At 33.4% G+C, this 2,126-nt stretch carries 2 protein-coding genes; both read right to left on the bottom strand.

The annotated features are described in order from the left end of the window. Positions 1-408: 408 nt before the first annotated feature. Positions 409-678 (bottom strand): hypothetical protein, encoded by a 270-nt coding sequence (locus H592_RS0111490; RefSeq protein ID WP_028868896.1) that lies wholly within the window; start codon positions 676-678, stop codon positions 409-411. A 245-nt stretch (positions 679-923) separates the two neighbouring features. Next, positions 924-1,673, bottom strand: coding sequence for an AAA family ATPase (locus tag H592_RS0111485; RefSeq protein ID WP_037071697.1), 750 nt, complete (start codon positions 1,671-1,673; stop codon positions 924-926). Between the last annotated feature and the right edge of the window lie 453 nt (positions 1,674-2,126).

The following is a 2,126-nucleotide window of genomic DNA, read 5'->3' as shown; positions in this document are numbered from 1 at the left end:
TCAGTATTATCTTTATTCATGCTCTGATTTGCTCATTGATAGTGGTTTGGCGATTACTATCAGATCAAATTCAGAGCATGTTTTCAACTGATTTTTTTCTTAAGATCCAACCTATGAATTGGAGTTTTTCTCCTTCTGTTCTTATGCTTATGCGTTTGAATTAGAACTGTTGTGAGTAAGTGATTTTGGCCACTAATTTAGAGTGAAATAAACCATATTTCCTATCTCGCTTTGTGCCGCTTTCCGACTTAGAAAGCAAGTTTTTCTAAACACGGCCGATGGTGAAGTTATTATCAAAATTCATTTTTTTCAATACTATCTCTAAATCATTAATATCTTCTTTTTCTACACGCCTCATATCAATAGTATATTTATTTTTTTCATCAGAGATTTCAACTATACCATCTCCTAACCCCACGCTTTCGGTGTTTTTAGACGAAAACCATCTTCAATATTTTTGAATGAAACAGATACGCCACGCTCATAATATTCTAGAAAAGTCTCATAAATTGGTGTCCTCATAAGTATGATACTTTCTATGTCGCCAGGATCTGAATCAAAGACTGCAAATGATAAAATCAAGTCGATACCATCGTCTTCGATATTAATAAAACTGACAGTTTCCATCGCTTGTATTTCACTTATCTCTTGTTTTAAATTATGGCTAAAGGTTAGCATCAGTATCTTTTTCTAATTTTAAATATACAGGCAAAGATTGTGCAATACTGCTTTTCCCTGCACCTCCTTTTTCATTACATATTACATATTACATAAATCATGCGCTTTCCATATGTTATTTTTAAAGCGGTCACCTTTGGATAAATTGAACCTTCTAACTGCACACTTCAGCCACAAGCCTGATCTTTTTTATGTATCAAAAAGCCGTTTAATAAGGACTGATTTTTACCATTTGGAGACATTCATTAATCTTTAAAAAGCTCATTCAACATACGTTCAGGGTTTAACAAAAAAGATTTTGTAATAGCATAATGTTCTGTATCTTCATAATTTGTTAGTTCCAATCCATTGTTAGTAACTTGATAAATTTGTGCATCAGGATATGCCAATATTATTGGAGAGTGAGTCGCTATAATAAATTGAGAGTTAGATTTACATAATTGATTGATTCTCGCTAATAATGTCAACTGACGAGTTGGTGATAGTGCGGCCTCTGGCTCATCTAGTATGTACAGTCCATTACCTGAAAACCTATTAACAATAAGTGAAATAAACGATTCCCCATGAGATTGTTCATGTAATGACTTACCGCCATATGACTCAATAACTTTAGGTCCAATACTCGGTTCTTTATCAAGGTCTTCAATATTAGTTGCTAAGTTAAAGAAACTCTCAGCTCTTAGAAAGAATCCGTCCTTAGGTGTTTTGTACGATTTGCTCAACCTTAAAAATTCAAAAAGTTTCGAATGTGATTCGCGCGTACCAAAATTGAAATTTTTAGTTCCACCTTCAGGATTAAAACCAAATGCAGTTGCTATTGCTTCAATTAATGTAGACTTACCACTACCATTTTCACCAATAATAAATGTCACAGGTTTAATGAATTCAAGAGAGTTAAATCCCTTCATTGATAAGGTATTAAATGGGTAACATGTAAAGTCTGGGCACTTATCTGGCTTTAAATAAACTTTTTGTAAGTACGGAAAATCTTGCAAAATGGAATCCTATTAAGTTCACTGTTAGCTCAGAGAAGAGCTAAATTTTTTCAACTCGTTATGTCAACTAAGCGCACAAAGTGATCATTTTTATTGGTGGCAAACCTAATGTTATTCAATGGTCGCAGTAAATGGTATTAGGTGACAGTATTAGATGATAATGACTGGCAATTCTGATGCAATTAGGTGGCACAACTGATGTAATTGTCCAAGTAATACACTCTTTGTGTTTTATTTAATAAAGACCTTGCGCCAATTAAAGCTCTTACTTCATTAATAACTCCATAAGTTATTTCAAGTATGTCAGCGAGTGAAATACTATTTTCTTCTATCGCAAAGTTTTTCCCAATTTGACCTATCAGAATAGCATTTAACCGTTATCATTGTCAGCATGCATTATGTAATGCACACCATTTACGAGAACTAACGAGAGCTTATGAACAAGATGGTCAA

The sequence above is a fragment of the Psychromonas arctica DSM 14288 genome (genome assembly GCF_000482725.1).
Classification (GTDB): Bacteria; Pseudomonadota; Gammaproteobacteria; order Enterobacterales; family Psychromonadaceae; genus Psychromonas; species Psychromonas arctica.
Note: the sequence above shows the minus strand (reverse complement) of the source record. Positions and strands in the feature narration are given on the sequence as shown.